Annotated in this window: 17 protein-coding genes; 9 read left to right on the top strand and 8 right to left on the bottom strand. The window is 71.2% G+C overall.

The window, feature by feature from the left end:
• Nucleotides 1–318 precede the first annotated feature (318 nt).
• Both OG408_RS38690 and OG408_RS38685 read right to left on the bottom strand, forming a co-directional pair.
• On the bottom strand, nucleotides 319–921 hold the full coding sequence (locus OG408_RS38690) for a DinB family protein (RefSeq protein WP_326674182.1): 603 nt from the start codon (nucleotides 919–921) through the stop codon (nucleotides 319–321).
• Nucleotides 922–1,091: 170 nt separating this feature from the next.
• A complete protein-coding gene (locus OG408_RS38685; RefSeq protein WP_326674181.1) occupies nucleotides 1,092–2,558 on the bottom strand; it encodes an APC family permease in 1,467 nt (488 codons plus the stop codon).
• A 436-nt stretch (nucleotides 2,559–2,994) separates the two neighbouring features.
• On the opposite strand from OG408_RS38685, the gene OG408_RS38680 reads away from it, so the two are divergent.
• Together OG408_RS38680 and OG408_RS38675 are read left to right on the top strand one after the other, a co-directional pair.
• Nucleotides 2,995–3,687: a response regulator transcription factor gene (locus OG408_RS38680; protein ID WP_326674180.1), complete on the top strand. Its 693-nt coding sequence runs from the start codon at nucleotides 2,995–2,997 to the stop codon at nucleotides 3,685–3,687.
• The gene (locus tag OG408_RS38675) at nucleotides 3,684–5,075 is read left to right on the top strand and encodes a HAMP domain-containing sensor histidine kinase (RefSeq protein ID WP_326674179.1); all 1,392 of its coding nucleotides are present in this window, start codon (nucleotides 3,684–3,686) and stop codon (nucleotides 5,073–5,075) included. Before OG408_RS38680 ends, OG408_RS38675 begins: the two co-directional genes overlap by 4 nt.
• A 46-nt stretch (nucleotides 5,076–5,121) precedes the next feature.
• Here OG408_RS38675 and OG408_RS38670 read toward each other — a convergent pair whose 3' ends face one another.
• Nucleotides 5,122–5,700, bottom strand: coding sequence for a TetR/AcrR family transcriptional regulator (locus OG408_RS38670; protein WP_285565469.1), 579 nt, complete (start codon nucleotides 5,698–5,700; stop codon nucleotides 5,122–5,124).
• 109 nt (nucleotides 5,701–5,809) lie between these two features.
• On the opposite strand from OG408_RS38670, the gene OG408_RS38665 reads away from it, so the two are divergent.
• The 3 genes from OG408_RS38665 (at nucleotide 5,810) to OG408_RS38655 (ending at nucleotide 9,468) form a co-directional block, all read left to right on the top strand.
• On the top strand, nucleotides 5,810–6,691 hold the full coding sequence (locus OG408_RS38665; protein WP_326674178.1) for an SDR family oxidoreductase: 882 nt from the start codon (nucleotides 5,810–5,812) through the stop codon (nucleotides 6,689–6,691).
• Nucleotides 6,692–7,416: 725 nt separating this feature from the next.
• Nucleotides 7,417–8,238 carry an MmyB family transcriptional regulator gene (locus OG408_RS38660; protein WP_285565471.1) on the top strand — a complete coding sequence of 274 codons (822 nt, stop codon included), beginning with the start codon at nucleotides 7,417–7,419 and terminating at the stop codon, nucleotides 8,236–8,238.
• Between the two features lie 180 nt (nucleotides 8,239–8,418).
• On the top strand, nucleotides 8,419–9,468 hold the full coding sequence (locus OG408_RS38655; RefSeq protein ID WP_326674176.1) for a PhlD: 1,050 nt from the start codon (nucleotides 8,419–8,421) through the stop codon (nucleotides 9,466–9,468).
• 20 nt (nucleotides 9,469–9,488) lie between these two features.
• Here the strand turns inward: OG408_RS38655 and OG408_RS38650 are convergent, their stop codons facing one another.
• The gene (locus OG408_RS38650) at nucleotides 9,489–9,911 is read right to left on the bottom strand and encodes a MarR family winged helix-turn-helix transcriptional regulator (RefSeq protein ID WP_326674174.1); all 423 of its coding nucleotides are present in this window, start codon (nucleotides 9,909–9,911) and stop codon (nucleotides 9,489–9,491) included.
• Between the two features lie 176 nt (nucleotides 9,912–10,087).
• On the opposite strand from OG408_RS38650, the gene eno reads away from it, so the two are divergent.
• The 3 genes from eno (at nucleotide 10,088) to OG408_RS38635 (ending at nucleotide 13,466) form a co-directional block, all read left to right on the top strand.
• Nucleotides 10,088–11,395 (top strand): phosphopyruvate hydratase, encoded by a 1,308-nt coding sequence (gene eno / locus OG408_RS38645; protein ID WP_326674172.1) that lies wholly within the window; start codon nucleotides 10,088–10,090, stop codon nucleotides 11,393–11,395.
• Between the two features lie 148 nt (nucleotides 11,396–11,543).
• Nucleotides 11,544–12,518: a serine hydrolase domain-containing protein gene (locus tag OG408_RS38640; protein ID WP_285565475.1), complete on the top strand. Its 975-nt coding sequence runs from the start codon at nucleotides 11,544–11,546 to the stop codon at nucleotides 12,516–12,518.
• Between the two features lie 42 nt (nucleotides 12,519–12,560).
• Nucleotides 12,561–13,466 (top strand): NAD-dependent protein deacetylase, encoded by a 906-nt coding sequence (locus OG408_RS38635; RefSeq protein WP_326674171.1) that lies wholly within the window; start codon nucleotides 12,561–12,563, stop codon nucleotides 13,464–13,466.
• Between the two features lie 61 nt (nucleotides 13,467–13,527).
• Here the strand turns inward: OG408_RS38635 and OG408_RS38630 are convergent, their stop codons facing one another.
• The 3 genes from OG408_RS38630 to OG408_RS38620 all read right to left on the bottom strand — a co-directional run bounded on the left by OG408_RS38630 (nucleotide 13,528) and on the right by OG408_RS38620 (nucleotide 15,283).
• A complete protein-coding gene (locus OG408_RS38630; RefSeq protein ID WP_326674169.1) occupies nucleotides 13,528–14,097 on the bottom strand; it encodes a hypothetical protein in 570 nt (189 codons plus the stop codon).
• A gap of 89 nt (nucleotides 14,098–14,186) precedes the next feature.
• A complete protein-coding gene (locus OG408_RS38625; protein ID WP_326674166.1) occupies nucleotides 14,187–14,705 on the bottom strand; it encodes a putative immunity protein in 519 nt (172 codons plus the stop codon).
• On the bottom strand, nucleotides 14,702–15,283 hold the full coding sequence (locus OG408_RS38620; RefSeq protein ID WP_326674165.1) for a putative immunity protein: 582 nt from the start codon (nucleotides 15,281–15,283) through the stop codon (nucleotides 14,702–14,704). Before OG408_RS38620 ends, OG408_RS38625 begins: the two co-directional genes overlap by 4 nt.
• An 88-nt stretch (nucleotides 15,284–15,371) precedes the next feature.
• Between OG408_RS38620 and OG408_RS38615 the strand changes: the two genes are divergently transcribed.
• Nucleotides 15,372–16,961 (top strand): DUF6461 domain-containing protein, encoded by a 1,590-nt coding sequence (locus tag OG408_RS38615; RefSeq protein WP_326674164.1) that lies wholly within the window; start codon nucleotides 15,372–15,374, stop codon nucleotides 16,959–16,961.
• Between the two features lie 14 nt (nucleotides 16,962–16,975).
• Here OG408_RS38615 and OG408_RS38610 read toward each other — a convergent pair whose 3' ends face one another.
• On the bottom strand, nucleotides 16,976–17,719 hold the full coding sequence (locus tag OG408_RS38610; protein WP_326674163.1) for a class I SAM-dependent methyltransferase: 744 nt from the start codon (nucleotides 17,717–17,719) through the stop codon (nucleotides 16,976–16,978).
• Nucleotides 17,720–17,772 lie beyond the last annotated feature (53 nt).

Here is a 17,772-nt window from a genome sequence, read left to right as displayed (position 1 = left end):
GAGGAGTTCGACGCCTCCTGGAATCGGGGGCAGACCTTCAGGTTTCCCCGTGGGCGGCAAGGTCAACACGCAAGATGCGCCGGACAGGCCTAGATCATCCGCATGTGTGCCGTTCGGGTGGCTCTGTGGCAGCTTCGAGCGCGGGGGGGGTCCGGGAGTACTGAAAGTCCGTTCGCTTCTGGCTCACCGACAGCTGCGGCATACCCGTGTTCACGGTGCCCGCCAGAGCGAACATCCGTGACCACACGCCCCGTCCGCAGGACCTGAACACCCACCGCTGGCACTCCCGGCTCGCCAGCCCCCGCATCCGCTAGGCGGCTACTGCGAAGTCAAGTGCTGGTCCTTCTCGGCAGCAGCTTTGGCAGCTCGCTCGATCGTCGCGCTGTGGGCATCCCGCAAGGCTGCGTCGCGCTGATCAGTCGCGTATTCGGCTGTTGTCCCAGTCGAGCCGTCGAGTTGTTCGCGCAGGATGTCGGCGTGTCCGGCGTGCCGACTGGTCTCGGTCAGCACGTGGACAAGGATGTTGAACAGCTTCACGTCGGGGCGTGGCCACCAGGGCACGTGTCCGGGGGCGTCGATGGTGAGGGTGGTGATCGTCGCATCCGAGTGCTCCCATACGCGACGGTAGCGGTCGGTGACCTCCTCGCGCGTCTCGTGCTCGGTCGCCCACAGGTCAGCGCCGCGCTCGGCGGTGTCGTCCCACCGGGGCAGAAGTTCGGGGAAGGGTCGGCCGAAGACCTCGCCGAAGTATCTGGCCTCCCAAAGCGAGAGGTGCTTGACCAGGCCAAGAAGGTTGGTACCCGTCGAGGTCAGCGGGCGACGGATGTCGTACTCACAGAGCCCGTCGAGCTTCCAGAGGATCGCCTTGCGCAACCCTTGCAGGTCGCTGTGCAGGTAGTCCTTCGCGAAGTCATCAACCATGGGGCACGAGCCTGTCATGCGCTGCTGACGGGCTCAACCTGTGACCAGCACCCGTCGGCGACTTCACCGAAACCGCTAAGCCACAACTCACCACCTACTGGCGGACGCTCTAACTGCACACCATGCGTCCTGTAAGGGAGATCCCTTCGGACAGAGGCTATGTTCTCCGGTCAGCCGGTGAAAGAGTCCGCCTCTCCCGGCTCGGTCTCCATGGCCTGGCGGTCGAACCTCAGCATGGCAAGGAAGAACAGGCCGCCGAGCACGAGCAGGCCCACCACGATCACCACGGAGACAAAGGCCTCTTCCGGGGTCACCAGAACGAACAACGCGATGAGCGTCCACAGCAGTGCGCAGATGGCGACCGGCAGTTCGAAGCGTCCGAGGTCGAAGGCTCCCTTCTTCCGGCTCAGGCGTCCGCGCACCGTCAGGTAGAGCACGATGGTCGAGCCGTAGGTGAGGGCGGGGAGGATCGTCGAGGCCGTGATCAGCTCCAGCAGCGCGGCCCCCGGCAGTGCGACCATCAGGACGACGCCGAGAGCGAAGACCAGAACGGTCGCCGGGATCGGCGTCCTCGTCCGGGGGTTCACCCGCCGCATCAGCCGGTGGGCGGGGAAGCGCGCGTCGCGCGACATCGCGAACACCAGCCGCGAGCACGCGACCATCACCACGATCCCGGCGCCGAAGAACGCGATGGTGATGGCGGCCAGCAGCGCCCTCTCCACCATCGGACCGAGCTGGTCGCGCATGATCGCCGCGACCGGTGAGCCCTCGGCGCTGACGCGGGGGATGTCGTCGATCGCGATGGTGAGCGTGATGAGGAACAGCATGCCCAGCACCCCGGCCGCCACGACCGACCCCACGATCGCGCGCGGAACGGTGCGGAACGGGTCCTTGGCCTCCTCGGCCAGGTTCGCCGCCGAGTCGAAGCCGACGAGCGTCGCAAGCCCCATGATCATCGCAAGCATCAGCCCGCCGCCGACCCCGAAATAGCCGGGGGCGTTCTCGACGACACCACGCGAGGTGAGGTTGCCCACCGCGCCGTCGCCCGTGACGGCCACGGCGATGACGAGCGCGATCGCCACCACCACGACAAGCGCCAGTTCGAGCCCGACCGCGACCGTGTTGATCAGACTGACGATACGTGTGGAGGCCACGGCCAGCACGGTCTGGACGAGCAGCACCACCAGTGTGATCAGGCGCGCGGCGTCCTCGTCCGGCGCGATGCCGACGAGCGGCATGAACGCCTGGCTGGCGAGTGCGTTGTCGACCGCCACCACGCCGATCGCCAGGTACGAGAAGGTCAGCCACCCGAACCACCAGCCGATCTTCGGGCTGGCCAGCCGCGAGGCCCACTGGTACGAGGAACCGCTGAGCGGGATACGGGCCGCGAACTGGGCGACCACCAACGCCACCAGGGTCTGTCCGACCGCGGCGACGATCCATAGCCAGATCCCGACCGGCCCTGCGGTCACCAGGACTTCGTCGAAAGTCGCAAAGATGCCGACCGCCACCGAGATGAACGCGAACGAGATCGCGAACACCTGGAAGGAGCCGAGCGTCCGCTTCAGCTCCTGCCGGTAGCCGCCGGCTTCGACGGGTCCCGCATCGCCCTGCGCAGCGGACGATGACTCCGCCACGGCGGCCACCTCACTCCCGGGGCTCCCCCTGCCCGAGGCACACCGCGGGCAGGGGCTGATCAGTGCACCATTTTCACCATTTCCAGCCTCTATCTCCCGTTCGACTCGCGAGTGCGGCTGTGCGGATGCCGATCCCCCTCCCGCCACGCCGCGCAGGTCGGACGGGCAACCCGGACGCAACGCCGCGCGAGCCGTCGACCCCGGCCTGACCCGCACCCTCAGCCAGTGCGGCTGACCAGCGGCAGGTGCCTTGGGCAGGAAGAGGCCAGGTACGCGCCTTGGCGCGTGGTGTGAGGGGTGCGGGCCGGAGTGCCGTCCGCGCTGCCGGTCCGTCGACCGCGTGGTCCTTAGACTTCCTTGTCGTTTGCCGCCCATCCTTGGCTTTGGGCAGCCCCCGATCCCGCGGGCGCCGCCGGAGAGGCAGAAAGGCGTGGCGATGGCGGCGACCGGCAGGCCGGAAGTGCTCGTGGTGGACGACGATCCGGGCGTGCGCGAGGCCCTGGGCCTGGGACTCGGGCTGGAAGGCTTCACGGTGCGCCTCGCCGAGGACGGCAGGGCCGCGCTTGCGCAGGTTGCCGAGCGGCTGCCGGCGGTGATCGTGCTGGACGTGACGATGCCGGGCCTGTCCGGCATCGAGGTGGTCCGGTCCCTGCGCACGCAGGGGCGGACGCTGCCGGTGTGCATGCTGTCCGCCCGCGACGAGGTCGACGACCGGGTCGCGGGACTCGCGGCCGGAGCCGACGACTACGTCGTCAAGCCGTTCTCCGTCGCCGAACTGGCGGCACGTCTGCACGCACTGGTCCGCCTGCACGAGTCGACGGCCGTCAGACCCCTGGTCATCGGCGACATCACGATCGAGCCGGCCCGGCGCACGGCCGCCCGCGCGGGGCGCGACCTGCCCCTGACCACGCGCGAGTTCGATCTCCTCGTGGCGCTCGCGCACCGGCCCGGACAGGTCCTCTCCCGCGCCCAGCTCCTGGAGCAGGTCTGGGGCTACACCTGGGACGTCGACACCAACGTCGTGGATGTCTTCATCGGCTACCTCCGCAAGAAGCTCGAAGCGGACGGCCGTCCCCGTGTGCTGCGGACCGTTCGCGGGGTCGGCTTCGTCCTGCGCACCGGCCCGTGAAGTGGCGCCCGCGCAGCCTGCGCACCCGGATCAGTGTCGCGGTCGCCGTGCTGGTCACGGTCGTCGTCGCGCTCGCCGGGCTGGTCATCGTCGCCCGGATCGACCACCGCGACCGCGCCGACGTCGACCGCCAGCTCGCCACCCGTGCCGGAAAGGTCCACCAGGACGCCGACAAGCTGCTGGGGAAGGGCGACCACGCCGACGGTGACGGAGACGGCGGACAGGACGACTACGGCGGGCTGTTGGCCGGCAGTCAGACGCTGGTCCGTCTCATCTCCGACGGTCAGGTCATCGCCCAGCGCGGCGAGACCCCGCCCGCCCCGCTCCCGCTGCCGGCCCGCGACGGCTACGGCACGGTCGAGGCCGGCGGACAGACCTGGCGCACTCTGACCCAGCCCCTCAACAGCGCCGGTGACCGTCTCGAAGTCCTCCAGGACATCGACCCGATCGAACGCCGTCTCGCCGACAACACCGCCGTCGTCGCCGCCGTCACCCTCGCCGCCGCTCTGGTCGCCGCCGCGGGAGTCTGGCTGATCACCCGGATCATCCTCCAGCCGCTCCAGCGCCTGCGCACCGGCGCCCTCGCCGTCAGCGCCGACACCACCGGCCCGCGCCTTCCCGAGATCACCCGCCCCCAGGAAGTCGCCGACCTCTCCCGCGCCCTGAACGGGATGCTCGACCAGCTGCGTACCAGCATGGAGGCCACCCGCCGCTTCACCGCCGACGCGGGCCACGAACTGCGGACTCCCCTCACCACGCTCGGCATGACGGTCGAGACCCTCCGGCGCAACCCCGAGCTGTCCGAAGCGCAACGCGCCCGCGCACTGGAAACCATGGGCGCGGAGCACCACCGCATCACCGCGCTCCTCACCGGGCTCCAGACCCTCGCCCGCGGTGACGCGCACGCCCTGCCCGACCGTGTCCCCGTCGACCTCGGCGAGCTCCTCGACGAAGCCGTCGCCCACGCGGCCCGCCGCCACCGCACCACCACCTACCGGCTCACCGTCGATGCGCCCGCGACGGTGGACGGCTGGCCCGTCGGGCTGCGCCTGGCCATCGACAATCTCCTCGACAACGCCGCTCTCCACGGTCGCCCGGACGGCACCACCGACGTCCGCCTCACCCATGAGGCGCACACCGTCCGGATCACCGTCAGCGACGACGGTCCCGGCATCCCACCAGGTCAGCGCGCCGCCATGAAGGACCGATTCACCCGCGGTCCACGCACCCGTGCACCCGGTTCCGGACTCGGTCTGGCCCTCGTGGAACAGCAGGCGCACCTCCACGACGGCTCACTTCACCTCGGCGCGAGCCCCGCCGGCGGGCTCCGGGCGGCCTTCACCGTTCCCGACGCTCACCGCAGCCACCCGGGGCGCGCCCCGTCCTGACCGGCCCGGCCGGGCTCCCGTCGCGGGCGAACCCGGTCGCCGGCCGTCAGCCCAGCGAGGCGCTCGCCTTCCGCAGCTCGTCGAGGGCCGCCAGCACGTAGCCGGCGAGGTCCTCCTTGGCCTCGGGGTCGGCCTCGGACCACTGGGCGTACCCGCGCTTGAAGGCGAGCACGCCGAGTTCGCCCGCGAGAGCGGCGGTCGGGTCGGGCACTCCGCGGGCGACCAGGGCGGTCGTCATCGCGGCCGCGAGGCTCACGCTCTTGAGTGCGTCACGTTCCTGAAGCTCGGTGCTGGCGGCGACGGCCGCCTTGAGGCGCGGCGCGAGCTCCCGGTTGATGGGGCCCATCGTGCTCGATGCACGTTCGAGACCGGCGGCGACCGCGGCGAGCGGGGCGTCGCCGGCGGGTGCCTCGTGGATGCCCTCGGTCAGCAGCCGGCTCAGCGTCTCCTGCCCCGCCACCAGCAGTTCCCGCTTGTCGGGGAAGTACCGGAAGAAGGTGCTCCTGGTGACCCCGGCGCGCTCGGCTATCTGCGCGACCGTCGTGGCGTCGTACCCCTGCTCGCTGAACAGGTCGACCGCCGCCACGACGAGGCGTTCGCGCGCTCCTGGTTCCCATCGGCTCATGAGTCTCATTCTATGTGATGGGACTCCTGTCCCATCACCCTGTTAGAGTGATGGGACAAGGGTCCCATCACGGTCGGCCCCCCAGCCTCATCACCCGCGGGAGAGTTCCATGCGCGTCTTCGTCACCGGTGGCACCGGTCTGATCGGCTCCACCGTCGTCGCCGAACTGCTCGGCAACGGCCACACCGTCCTCGCTCTCGCCCGCTCCGACGCCTCCGCACAGGCCGTCGAGGCGGCCGGCGCCGAACCGCTACGGGGCTCCCTCACCGACCTGGACGTCCTGCGCGCAGGCGCCGCCCAGGCCGACGGAGTGATCCACCTGGCGTTCAGCAACGACTTCAGCAGCCCAGAAGCACTCGCGCGGGCCGTCTCCGAGGAGAGCGCCGCCATCGCCGCGCTCGGCGAGACGCTGGTCGGCAGCGACCGCCCGTTCGTCACCGTCTCCGGAACCCCCGCCGCGCCGGGCCGCGCCTCCACCGAGACCGACCCGGTGCCGACCGACGGCCCGGTCGGTGGCCGCGGCGTCGCGGTCACGGCGGCCCTGGACCTGGCCTCGCGCGGGGTCCGGACCGCGGCCGTGCGGCTGCCGCGCACGGTGCACAACGAAGGCGCGGGCGGTTTCGCCGGAATGCTGACCGGCATCGCGCGCCAGAGCGGAGTGTCCGGCTACCCGGGCGACGGCACCCAGCGCTGGCCGGCCGTGCACGCGCTCGACGCGGCCGTCCTCTTCCGCCTCGCCCTGGAGGCCGCGCCGGCCGGTACGTCCTGGCATGCCGTGGCCGACGAGGGCGACGCCGTACGGGACATCGCCGCGGTCATCGGCCGCCGTCTGGGTGTGCCGGTGGAGTCGGTGCCGGAGGAGACGTACGGCCCGCTGGGCCCGATCTTCGCGAACGACCAGCCCTCGTCCAGCGCCCACACCCGCCAGACCCTCGGCTGGCAGCCGAAGCACCCGAGCCTGCTGGAGGACCTGGAGAACATCGGGTCCTGACCGGTGGCGTTGCCGGCCCGGGCCGGCAACGCCACCGGGACGACGCTTCACGGACACCGGTTCCACCATCGGTGGCGTGCGAGCGCCGGGACCGGCTCCCCTCCCGCCGCGGCGGTCATCACGTACGTCCCGCGCCCGGCGGGCCGGTGGGCTCCGGGCCTTCGATGGACACCTGGCAGCCGCCCGGCCAGGGGTACGGGCTGCCACCAGACCCACTTGCACAGCATCTGCATGTACGGGGCTCCGTGTGCCGGCCGGCCGGCGAACCAGGCCCAGCGGATGCGGCGTTGCGACGGGGCAAGGGCAGGCATGCGAATGGGTGCGACCGACGAGGGGACCCCGGTCGCACCCATAGCCCGTCCCGCCCGATACGTGGATCGGAGTGGGCGGCGGAAAGGGTTGGAGCAGCAGACGTGCGGTGAAGCCCACCCCGTCGGGGTGGAATACCGTCTGCTGGTCAAACCCTTCCCGTCACCGTTCTGAACGGGCCACGGAATTCCAGCCAAACGACCGCACCGCACACGCCATGTAGCGATTTGTCATGGAATCCCGCACATGCAGCACTGTGATCACGGTCCGGCAGGACTGCAGGCCAGCGTCTCGCACCTGCCCAGCATGACGGGTCAACAGATGGATATCTTCGGCCGGTTTTTATCGCTAAGCCCCATGAACATAAATAGGCTGCGTGCCGCACGCGACGTCTCACACCCGGGGGGTTTCAACGAATGAACAAGAAGGCCCTGCGCGATCTCCTCACGGAACGCCGCGCCCTGATCGATCCGACCGGCCACGGCTTCCAGCGTCCCGCGAGACAAGGCCGGCGCGCCCCCGGCCTGTCCCAGCACCAGGTCGATCAGCTGTGCCACCGCACCCTCGGCACATACCGGCGGCTCGAGTCCGGCTCGTACCCGAACCCGCCCGTCGACCTGCTGCGCGACATCGCTGTCCTCTTCGCGCTGAACGAGCAGGAGTGGGTATCCCTGTGCCGGTACGCGGGAATCGGCGACCCGCCCTCCCCCCTCACCCCCCGCTCCGGCAAGGAGGTCCCCGGGGTGTGGCAGGAGGCCGTCGACGGCATGACGCACATGGCCTACGTGACGGACGCCTCGTGGGAACTGATCGCGTACAACGCCCCGTTCACCCGCCTCTTCCCCAACGGGCGGGTCCCGGCGAACACCATGCGGTGGATGCTCCTCGACCCCGACGGAAGGAGCACCCTCACCGACTGGGCGACCGCCTGGGCGCCCCTCGTACTCCCCCAGTTGCGGGCCGCGCTCGCCACCCGGCCCGACGACGAAGTGCTCCGCCGGATCGAGAAGGAGGTCGCCGTCGATCCCGCGTGCGCACCGATCTGGGAGAGCGGCGGTGCCCATATCCACCCCGACGGTGACGAACGCCCGCTCCTGCACGCCTCCGACGGCCCCGGCTGGGTGACGATGTGCGCCGCGCAGCCCATGACCGCGCCCGGCGCCCGCCTGATCGTCCTCGTGTTCCACCCCGGGGCCCGTCGGGCGCACTCCCGCGTACCCGTACTCCACGCCCCGTAACCCGGCGGAACCCAGAAGGGGCGCAACGGAACCGCGGCGGACCCTCCACGGAACCCGCCGGGGCACGGACTGCACGTTCTGTTCCCGAAGCTGCTCTGATCAGGGGCAATACCCGGCTCGAGTGCCTTAGGTTGTGGTCACCCCCCACATGCCGCCGCACCCTGTCCGCCGGAGGATGTCGTGCCCGCCCACATAGCCCGCCCCAGCACTGTTTTCCCCGCCCACAAGGTCACCACAGGGGAGATCGCCGACGACATCCGCGCCCACCACCCCGGCCATCCCCGCCTGGGCGCGATCCTCCGCATCGTCAACAACACCGGTGTGAACACCAGGTACTTCACCCGCCCCCTCGACGCCCCGACCGTGTCCGGGACCGCGGGCATCGACGCCCGGGCCGCCGCCGCGTTCGGTGACGCCGTCGACATGGCGGTACAGGCGGCCCGCACCACCCTGACCCGCCATCACCTCACCCCGGACGACGTGGACGCGGTCATCACCACGCACTCCACCGGCTGGGCCGTCCCCAACCTCGACATCCACCTCATCGACCGCCTCGGCCTGAGACCCGGCGTCCGCCGCATCGCGCTGACGACGCTCGCCTGCGCCGGCGGCACCCAGGCCCTGATCCGGGCCGTCGACATGGTCACCGCACGGCCCGGCATCCGCGTCCTCGTCGTCGCCGCCGAGGTCATCTCCGCCGTGTACAACCATCAGGACGACGCCGTGGAGCACATGATCTACAAGGCCCTCTTCGGGGACAGCGCGGCAGCGACCCTCGTCACCAGCACCCCTCTGGGCCCCGGCCTGACCGTCGACTCCCCCGCCGACACGTACGAGCACGTCCTCCCCCACAGCCTCACCCGCTACAACGGGCGGGCCGACGCGACCGGCTTCCACTTCGACTCCACGAAGGAAGCGCTGACCGCGGCGGACGACGTCCTCCCCCACCTCCTGGACTGGCTCGGCCGGCGTGTCGTCGACTTCGGCGTCATCCACCCGGGCAGCGCGCGCATCATCACCGACACCGCCACCGCGCTGGGCCTCGACGCGCACGACACCCGGCACTCCACCAGCACCCTGGCCGAAGAGGGCAATCTCGGCGGCGTCTCCGTCCTCCGGATACTGGAGCGCACCCACACCGCCCCGCCTCCCGCGGGCGCGGCCGGCGTCACCGTCGCGTACGGGCCCGGTTTCGCCACGGCGGCCATCCGCGCCACCTGGCAGGACTGACCCCGTCGCGGACCGGCCGGCTAGCGGGTGGCGAGCCGGTCCAGCAGAGCGGCGCTCCGTGCCAGCAACGTCCGCTCCTCATCGGTGAGTTCGGCCTCGATGGCCTGCGCGAGCCAACCGGCCCTGCGGCCGCGCTCCGCCTCGAGCGCGGCCCTACCCGCGTCCGAGAGCTCGACCAGCGACTTTCGGCCGTCCGTGGGGTGCGCACGGCGCGTGATCATGCTCTGTTCGATGAGCAGCCCCACCGCCCGGGCCATCGACTGGGGGCGCACCCTCTGGTCGGCTGCGAGGTCGCTGGTGGTCATGGCACCGTCGCGGTCAAGTGCGCCGAGGACGGCGACCTGGCCCAGCGGGATGCGGTCCTCGTGCTTGACGCGTCGGGTGAGCTTGCTCATCGCGGTGCGCAGTTCGGCGGCGATGGCAGCGGCTTCCGAGGTGGGCATAGGGCACTTTACCCCGCTGGTCAGCAACGCTGCGCACCTGACCTGTACAGCCATGCTGTACAGCATAACTGAACAGCAAAACTGAGCAGCATTGCTGTATGGTTTCGGGTTGTCGGGCTCAGCGCCAGCGCTGTCGCAGCCAGGGCCCCGACACACGACAACGGGAAGGGACTCCCATGTCCGCTCAGCCGACCGGAACCGTCTACGCCACCATCGAGACCGTCACCGCCCGCCGGATCATCGACAGCCGGGGCAACCCCACGGTGGAGGTCGATGTCGTCCTGACGGACGGGTCCCTGGGGCGCGCGGCCGTTCCCTCCGGCGCCTCCACCGGCGCCCGCGAGGCGGTGGAACTGCGCGACGGCGACTCCGCGCGCTGGCACGGCAAGGGTGTCGACCGCGCGGTGGCCCACGTCAACGGAGAGATCGCCGCGTCCGTGCGCGGCCGGCACGCGGCGGACCAGGCGGGGCTCGACGCCGCGCTGGTGGCCCTCGACGGCACGGCCACGAAGTCCCGGCTCGGTGCGAACGCGATCCTCGGCGTCTCCCTCGCCACCGCCAAGGCCGCCGCGGCGGCTCACCGCCTGCCCCTCTACCGCTACCTCGGCGGGGCCGACGCCCACCTCCTGCCGCTCCCGATGATGAACATCGTCAACGGCGGCGCCCACGCCGACAATCCGCTCGACTTCCAGGAGTTCATGATCGCGCCCGTGGGTGCGGAGACGTTCGCCGAGGCCGTCCGCATGGGCAGTGAGGTCTTCCACACCCTGCGCCGCGATCTGCTGGCCGCCGGGCACTCGACGGGCGTCGGCGACGAGGGCGGCTTCGCACCCGCGCTGCGGACGGCCGAGGAGGCGCTCGACTTCGTGATGACGGCCATCGAGCGCACCGGCTACCGCCCGGGAACGGACATCGCCCTGATGATGGACCCGGCGTCGTCGGAGTTCTTCCGCGACGGGGTGTACGACTACGCGGGCGAGGGAGTGCGCCGCAACCCGTCCGAGAACGCCGACTACCTGGCCAAGCTCGTCGACGCCTACCCGGTCGTCTCCATCGAGGACCCGATGGCGGAGAACGACCACGACGGCTGGCGCGAGCTGACCGCCCGCGTCGGCGACCGCTGCCAGCTCGTCGGCGACGACGTGTTCTGCACCAACGAGACACTGCTGCGGGAAGGCATCCGCACCGGCGTGGGCAACTCGGTCCTGGTCAAGGTCAATCAGATCGGAACCCTGACCGAGGCGCTGACCGCTGTGACCACGGCCCACGAGGCGGGCTGGACGGCTGTCATGTCCCACCGTTCGGGCGAGACGGAGGACACCACCATCGCGGACCTGGCGGTGGCGACCGGCTGCGGTCAGATCAAGACCGGTTCGCTCTCCCGCTCCGACCGCACGGCCAAGTACAACCAGCTGATCCGGATCGAGGAGGAGCTGGGCGACTCGGCACGCTTCGCGGGCCGCTCCGCACTGCGCCGGGCGTGAGCAGCGGGCAGAGGTAGGAGCGCAGACCGCGGGCGGGGCCCACGCGGGGGGGGCGGTGGCTCCTGCGCACTCCCCCGCGCGCGGTCTGCGCCCGGCGCCGGGACGGCGGTGTCCGAGAGCCCGGAACGCCGTCACTAGCATGCCCCCTGTGAATCTTGAGAAGCTGATGGAAGAACAGCCGAACCTTCGCGATGTCCCGGCCGTGGCAGCGGGTTCGTCAATGGCGGGCACACGCGCGACGGCCGTTCATGGGGCGCTCGCGGTGACGCCGGATTCGCACTTCCGCATCGCGTCCCTGACGAAGGCCTTCACCTCCACGGCCCTGGTCCGCATGCTGCGGGACCGGGGCATCCCGTTGGACACATCTGTCATGGAACTGCTTCCCGGCCTCGAACCGGACTGGCGGGCCGACGAAGCCCTCACCGTCGAGCAGATACTCGGGCAGGTGTCCGGACTCCACGAATCGGTGGACGCCGCAGCCGTCCAGGCACTGGGCGAGGGGGACAGCGCGCTCATGGAGGCCGGCCGGCTCGTGGTCCGCGCCGGCAACGAGCGGAAGCCCGGCGAGCGGTGGTCCTACTACAACGGCAACTACTTCCTGGTCGGCGCGGTTCTCGCGGCCCTGGGCGGCACGACGTTCGAGGACGCGCTGGAGAAGAACCTCCTCGGGCCCTGGGGCCTGGAACGCACGGGCTTCGAGGCCCCGGCCGCGTACGTCACCGGGTGGGACGGCACGGCCGAACTCCCGCTGCTCGGCTATCCGCGCACCCGACGCCCCAGCGGCGGCCTGTGGTCATCGGTGGCGGAGCTGCTGGCCCTCGGCGAGGGCCTGCTCGCCGACCGGGCCCTCCTGGAGGAGATCCGCCGTCCGCGCACCCGGTCCGACGACCCCATGGCCTACGGGCTCGGCTGGGCCCTGGGGCCGTCCGGCCAGATGTATCTCAACGGACGCCTGCCCGGCTATCGGGCCGCCATGGTCCTGGTCCCGGACCGGGACTACGTGAGTGTGGCCCTCGCCGGCCAGGAGACCGCCCTGCCCGCCTTGGCGCGGCTGCTCAGCGACATGCAGCAGCCCCTGACCGGGGACGACATCGCCGTGGCGGTCGACGCCTTCGCCGCCTGAGGCGATCGCCGGTGCGGCCGCCCGTTCCGTACCCTGGGGCGCATGCGCATGCGCCCCGCCCTGAGCTGGTCCCCCACCGAAGACCTGCCCCCCGCCACCACGGATCCGGAACCGGTCGCCGAAGCGCTGAGTGCCGGCGGTGTGCTGGTGCTCAGCGGGGCGGGCATCTCCACGGAATCGGGCATCCCCGACTACCGGGGCGAGGGCGGGAGCCTGAGCCGGCACACTCCGATGACGTACCAGGACTTCACCGCCAGTGCCCAGGCCCGTCGCCGGTACTGGGCGCGCAGCCACCTCGGCTGGCGCACCTTCGGCCGCGCCCGCCCCAACGCCGGGCACCGGGCCGTGGCCGCGTTCGAGCGGCACGGCCTGCTGTCGGGCGTGATCACGCAGAACGTCGACGGACTGCACCAGGCGGGCGGCGGAGAGGACGTCGTGGAACTCCACGGGAGTCTGGACCGGGTCGTCTGTCTCACGTGCGGCGACTCCAGCCGGCGCCGCGAACTGGCCCGGCGCCTGGAGGAGGCCAATCCGGACTTCGCACCGGTGGCCTCCGGCATCAACCCGGACGGCGACGCCGACCTCACCGACGAGCAGGTCGGAGACTTCCACGTCGTGCCCTGCACGGTCTGCGGCGGCATCCTCAAACCGGACGTCGTGTTCTTCGGTGAATCCGTTCCACTCCCACGGGTCGAGCACTGCCGCGCACTCGTGCGGGGCGCCGCCACGGTCCTGGTGCTGGGGTCGTCGCTGACGGTGATGTCCGGGCTACGGTTCGTCCGTCAGGCGGCCCAGGCCGGGACACCGGTACTGATCATCAACCGGGACCCGACACGGGGCGACCGACTCGCGGCCACCCGCGTCGCACTCCCCCTGGGACCGGCCCTCACGGCGGTGGCCGGCCACTTGGGCATCCGCATCGACGACGAAACGGCAGACACGGCGTAGGGGCAGCCCTCGGCCGCGCCCGGGGGGTGGAGAGCAACTCGGGCTCGGCTCCGGCGGGCGGTCAGAGGCACATCACCCACGCGGTGCCCTCGACGGTCAGCCCGAGGGTCCCCCAGAGGAGGATGCCGCCCACCGGCCGGACCGGACGCCCTGCTTCCTCGCGCAGCACGGTCACGTGGACGGCGATGGATGCCGGCGCCGAAGCGACCCACAGGGCAGCGGCGGCCAGCAACCCGTCCGCGGCCAGTCGTCCCCACCCATGGATCCCGCTCTGCGACATCCGGGCCACCGCGTGCAGCCCGACCACGGGCAGCAGCCCCACCGCTGTGCCCGCGAGCGCGTACCACCACTTCCTCCCGTGGCCGGCGAGCCGCCCGAGCCAATGCCCCAGGGCCACCGTCGGCAGGATGTACACGGCGGTCAGCAGGGCGCTCGCGCCGACGAGCAGGGGCAGTCCGATCACCAGCGCGAGGGGAAGCAGTAGCCCTCCCGGGGAGGCACCGCCGATCAGTCCGGTCCACGACAGCGCCGGTGCCAGTGCGGGCATGACGACGCACAGCACAGCCATCGACACGGACGACGGCGCCGCCCCCACCCGGTCGGCTGCGCGCCCGTCCACCACCTGCGCCATCACGCCCCCGACTCCGCCCCGCGCACACCGCACCTGATGCACTCGCAGGCAATTCGCCGCCACCCTACGCTCGTTATTGAACGCGTTCACTACTGACGGTCGAACACCGACCAGCAGATGTCGTTGCGCAGCCGCTGATCGTCGAGGACCAGCTCGCGGATCGCATCCGGGAGCTGCCGGCGCTGCCACTCGCACTCGGCCCGTCGCGCGGTCTCACTCTCGCCCTCCGGTACCGTCGCCCGCGCGGCCTTGATCGCGTAGGCGGCCGCGCCGAGTTCGTGCGCGGCGACGTGGGCGACGGCCCCGGCCTGGCCGGCGGCGTACGCGGCGTGCCGTGCCGCCCCGCTCAGGTCGCGCGCCGCCCCCATCGCATGACCGCCCGCCGCGCGGGCCCGCATCATCCCGACCTCGCCGCGCGTCCAGGCCCGGGCGTGCTCGATCGCCCGGCGCGGTCGCGGGTCCATGGGGCGGACGGACTCGAAGAGGCCGAGGACGTGCTCAGCACAGGTGGCGGCCCATAGCGCGAGGAGTCGGTGATCCGCATCCGTGAGCGTTCCGCCACGGCGGATCGTCACGAAGCGGGGATCGCGGATCTTCGGGAGGATCACGACGCGCCTTGGCGGCCGGCCGGCCTGCCGGCCGTCCGGCGCAGGGATTGGTCCAGGGTGCTCATCAGCTGGGCGACACGGCTGCTGCCGCCTGTCACCGGCGGATAGCGGCGGAGCACATCGACGAGCACGGGTGTCGCACGCCGAAGTGACCGTTCCAACAGGGCATCCGCGATCGCGGGATCCCCACCCGCTTCCAACTCCCCGATGCGCGCAGCACTCGCGCACGCCCGGAGGATGTGGCCGACCTGGCCGGCCTGGGCTATGGGGTGCAGGTACGCAGCCGACGCGGCGTCACCCGCAGAGCGTGCGGCCAGTCGCGCGGCTTCGGAGGGCGCAGACCTGGCGGCTCGATGGGCATCAGCGGAAGCGACGCGCTGCAGTTTCGTCCTGCCGGCCCCGTGGATGAATTCCCGGGCCGCGTCGATCGCCGCGCGGGGGCGCTGATCATCCGGAACGGCGTGCTCGAAGACCGGCAGGACGTCCTCCGCGTGCTGAACCACGTAGCGCGCCACGACGCGCAGCTCGTCCGTCGTCAGGTCGAAGTCCCCGGACCCGGTGTACCTGCTCTGTGCCATGAGTCTGAATCGTATCCTTGAACGCCCGGTGGAGACTCTGCCCGGAATTCTCCGCCACTCCACGCCGCAACCCTCAAACGGAGGTCATGTGCGACCCGTGGACCTGGCCCGTCGGCACGACCTCTCCACGCAGACGGTCCGCAACTACGAGGACGCCGGCATCATCCCGCCGGCCGGCCGCGGCCCGACGGGCTACCGGAACTACACCGCCGCCCATGCCGCCGGCCTCGCTGCGTACGTGGCACTCGTCCCCGCCTTCGGTTCCTCGACGAGCCGACGCATCATGCACGCCGCCACCGCCGGACGACTCGACGAAGCTCTGGAGTACGTCGACGACGGACACGCGCTCCTGGCTCGCGACCGCGCCACGCTGCGCACGGTCGAATCGGCGCTCTCCCATCTCGGAGCCGTCGGCACCCGCGCGACGGCCGGCGACGCCCGGGAACCGTTCAGCATCGGCGAAGTCGCCCGGCATCTCGCGCTCGCCCCGGCCACCCTGCGCACCTGGGAACGCACCGGAGTCCTCGCCCCCCGACGTGACCCGCGCACCGGTCACCGCCGGTACGTCGCGCAGGACGTACGCGACGCCGAGCTCGCGCACCTGCTGCGCCGGGGAGGCCGCTCCCTGGGCACCATCGCCACCGTCCTCCGGGAACTCCGCGACGTCGGCAGCCTCGACGCGCTCGCCAGGACTCTGGAGCCGTGGCGGCGCGACCTGACGTCCCGAGGACTGGCCATGCTGTCCGCCGCCGGTCAGCTCTCCGCCTACCTCGACGCCTTGGGCCGATCGGGGACAACGGGCTCCGCCCGTCCCCGGAGCGGCTCCGGCCAGCGCACCGGGCTGTCAGTGCGCCCTGACAGGATGCGCCGCATGAGCCCGTCCACCGCAGCCGACTACGGCTGGATACGTTCCTCGTCGTCGCTGTTCACGTATGCCCTTGAGTTCGGATACACGCTGACGCTGGTGCGGGGCGTGCCGCCGACGGAAGTGCTGCGCAGGGCGGGGGCGGTGCCACGCGATGCGGTCTCGGGGCTTGCCGCACTGATCGAGGAACACACGGAGGTGTTGTTCGGGCACGAGACCTGGCCCGAGTCCTTCGTCGCGGGGGCGTTCACGGTGCCCGGTGAATGCGGGGACTGGACCCTCGCCCTGGAGTTCGGCGGCGACCTGGGGACACGGCCCGCCATCATGGAGGCCCTCTCCGCCGGGACGCGAGCGGTGTCGCATTCGAGCAACGGGGGGAAGCCCATGCACTTCTTCCACTGGTACGAGGACGGGGAGCTGCGGACCACCTTCGAATCGGCGGCGTACCGGTCCGGCAGCACTCCGGACGAGCTGACCGCTGTGATGCGCGAAGTCGGACTCAACCCCACGGGGGATCAGGACCCCGGCGTGGACGGGAAGGCGGCGGTGTTCGCACTGACCGAGCGCCTCACTGGCGTCCGGGTGACCGAGGACCTGCTGGCGGAGGCCGTGTATCAGACGGGTGAGGTACCGGAGGAACCCGCCGAGGAGTGGAAGGGCGTGATCATCGACATCACCGATGCGCACGGCGACAGAACATATGCGGCCACCTCCGCACAGTGCGACGCCACGAGTGGCGCCGCGACGGCCTCCGACCCCGGCGGGAGCGGCCGCGAGTCCGCGCCACCCCCGCACAGGGGCACTACGCCATAGAGGCTGCCGGGTCGTCAGGCTCGGCAGCGCAGCATCTCCAGCGGAGGGTTGGCGTGGAGGTCCGCCCAGTGGTCCGCGCCGAACGCGCGCACGCCGGCCTCGGACACCTCGACGGGGACCCAGGTCACCTCGCTGAATCCTGCCGCTTTCAGGCACGTCTCGTAGACCTCGCGCCGGGGGCGGTTGGCGACGAACGACACGGGCGGGTCGAGCAGCGCCGTGATGCGGACCTGCGGTCCGGTCTCGACCTCCTCGCCGGTGAGCTCGCTGCGGAAGCCGTACTTGTCCGGGGACGGCCCGTCGAAGCGGAAGTCGGGTGACTGGTTGAGCACGAAGAGCTCGCCACCGGGCCGCAGGCTCCGGTGCACGTTGCGGCACATCCGCTCCGTGGTGGCGATGTCGGGCGCGTAGCTGAGCAGTTGAACCGCCAGGCCGACATCGAAGCGCTGCTCGAAGGCGCGCAGTTCGGATACGTCGCCCACCTCGTAACGCACACCCAGCGGATCGGCGGCCTCCAACTGCTGTGCCACCGCCACCATTTCACCCGAGATGTCGATGCCGAGCACGTCCGTGGCGCCGCGCCGCCCGAACTCACGGCTGTAGAAGCCGGTACCGGAGGCCAGGTCGAGGACGGACTTCCCGCTCACGTCCCCCACCATCGCCAGGAAGCTGGGCACCACTGCGTACTGCTCCAGAGGCAGGGCCTTGAATCCCTCGTACGCCTCGCCTATCTCGTCGTACTGCTGCCGGGCGCTCATCGTGTCGTCCTCCCCGTACTTCCACCGAGCCGTGGGCGCGACAGGCCGGGTTC

Source organism: Streptomyces sp. NBC_01257, assembly GCF_035917255.1.
Classification (GTDB): Bacteria; Actinomycetota; Actinomycetes; order Streptomycetales; family Streptomycetaceae; genus Streptomyces.
The sequence above is the reverse complement of the archived record's forward strand: the minus strand, read 5'-3'. Positions and strand labels throughout refer to the sequence as shown.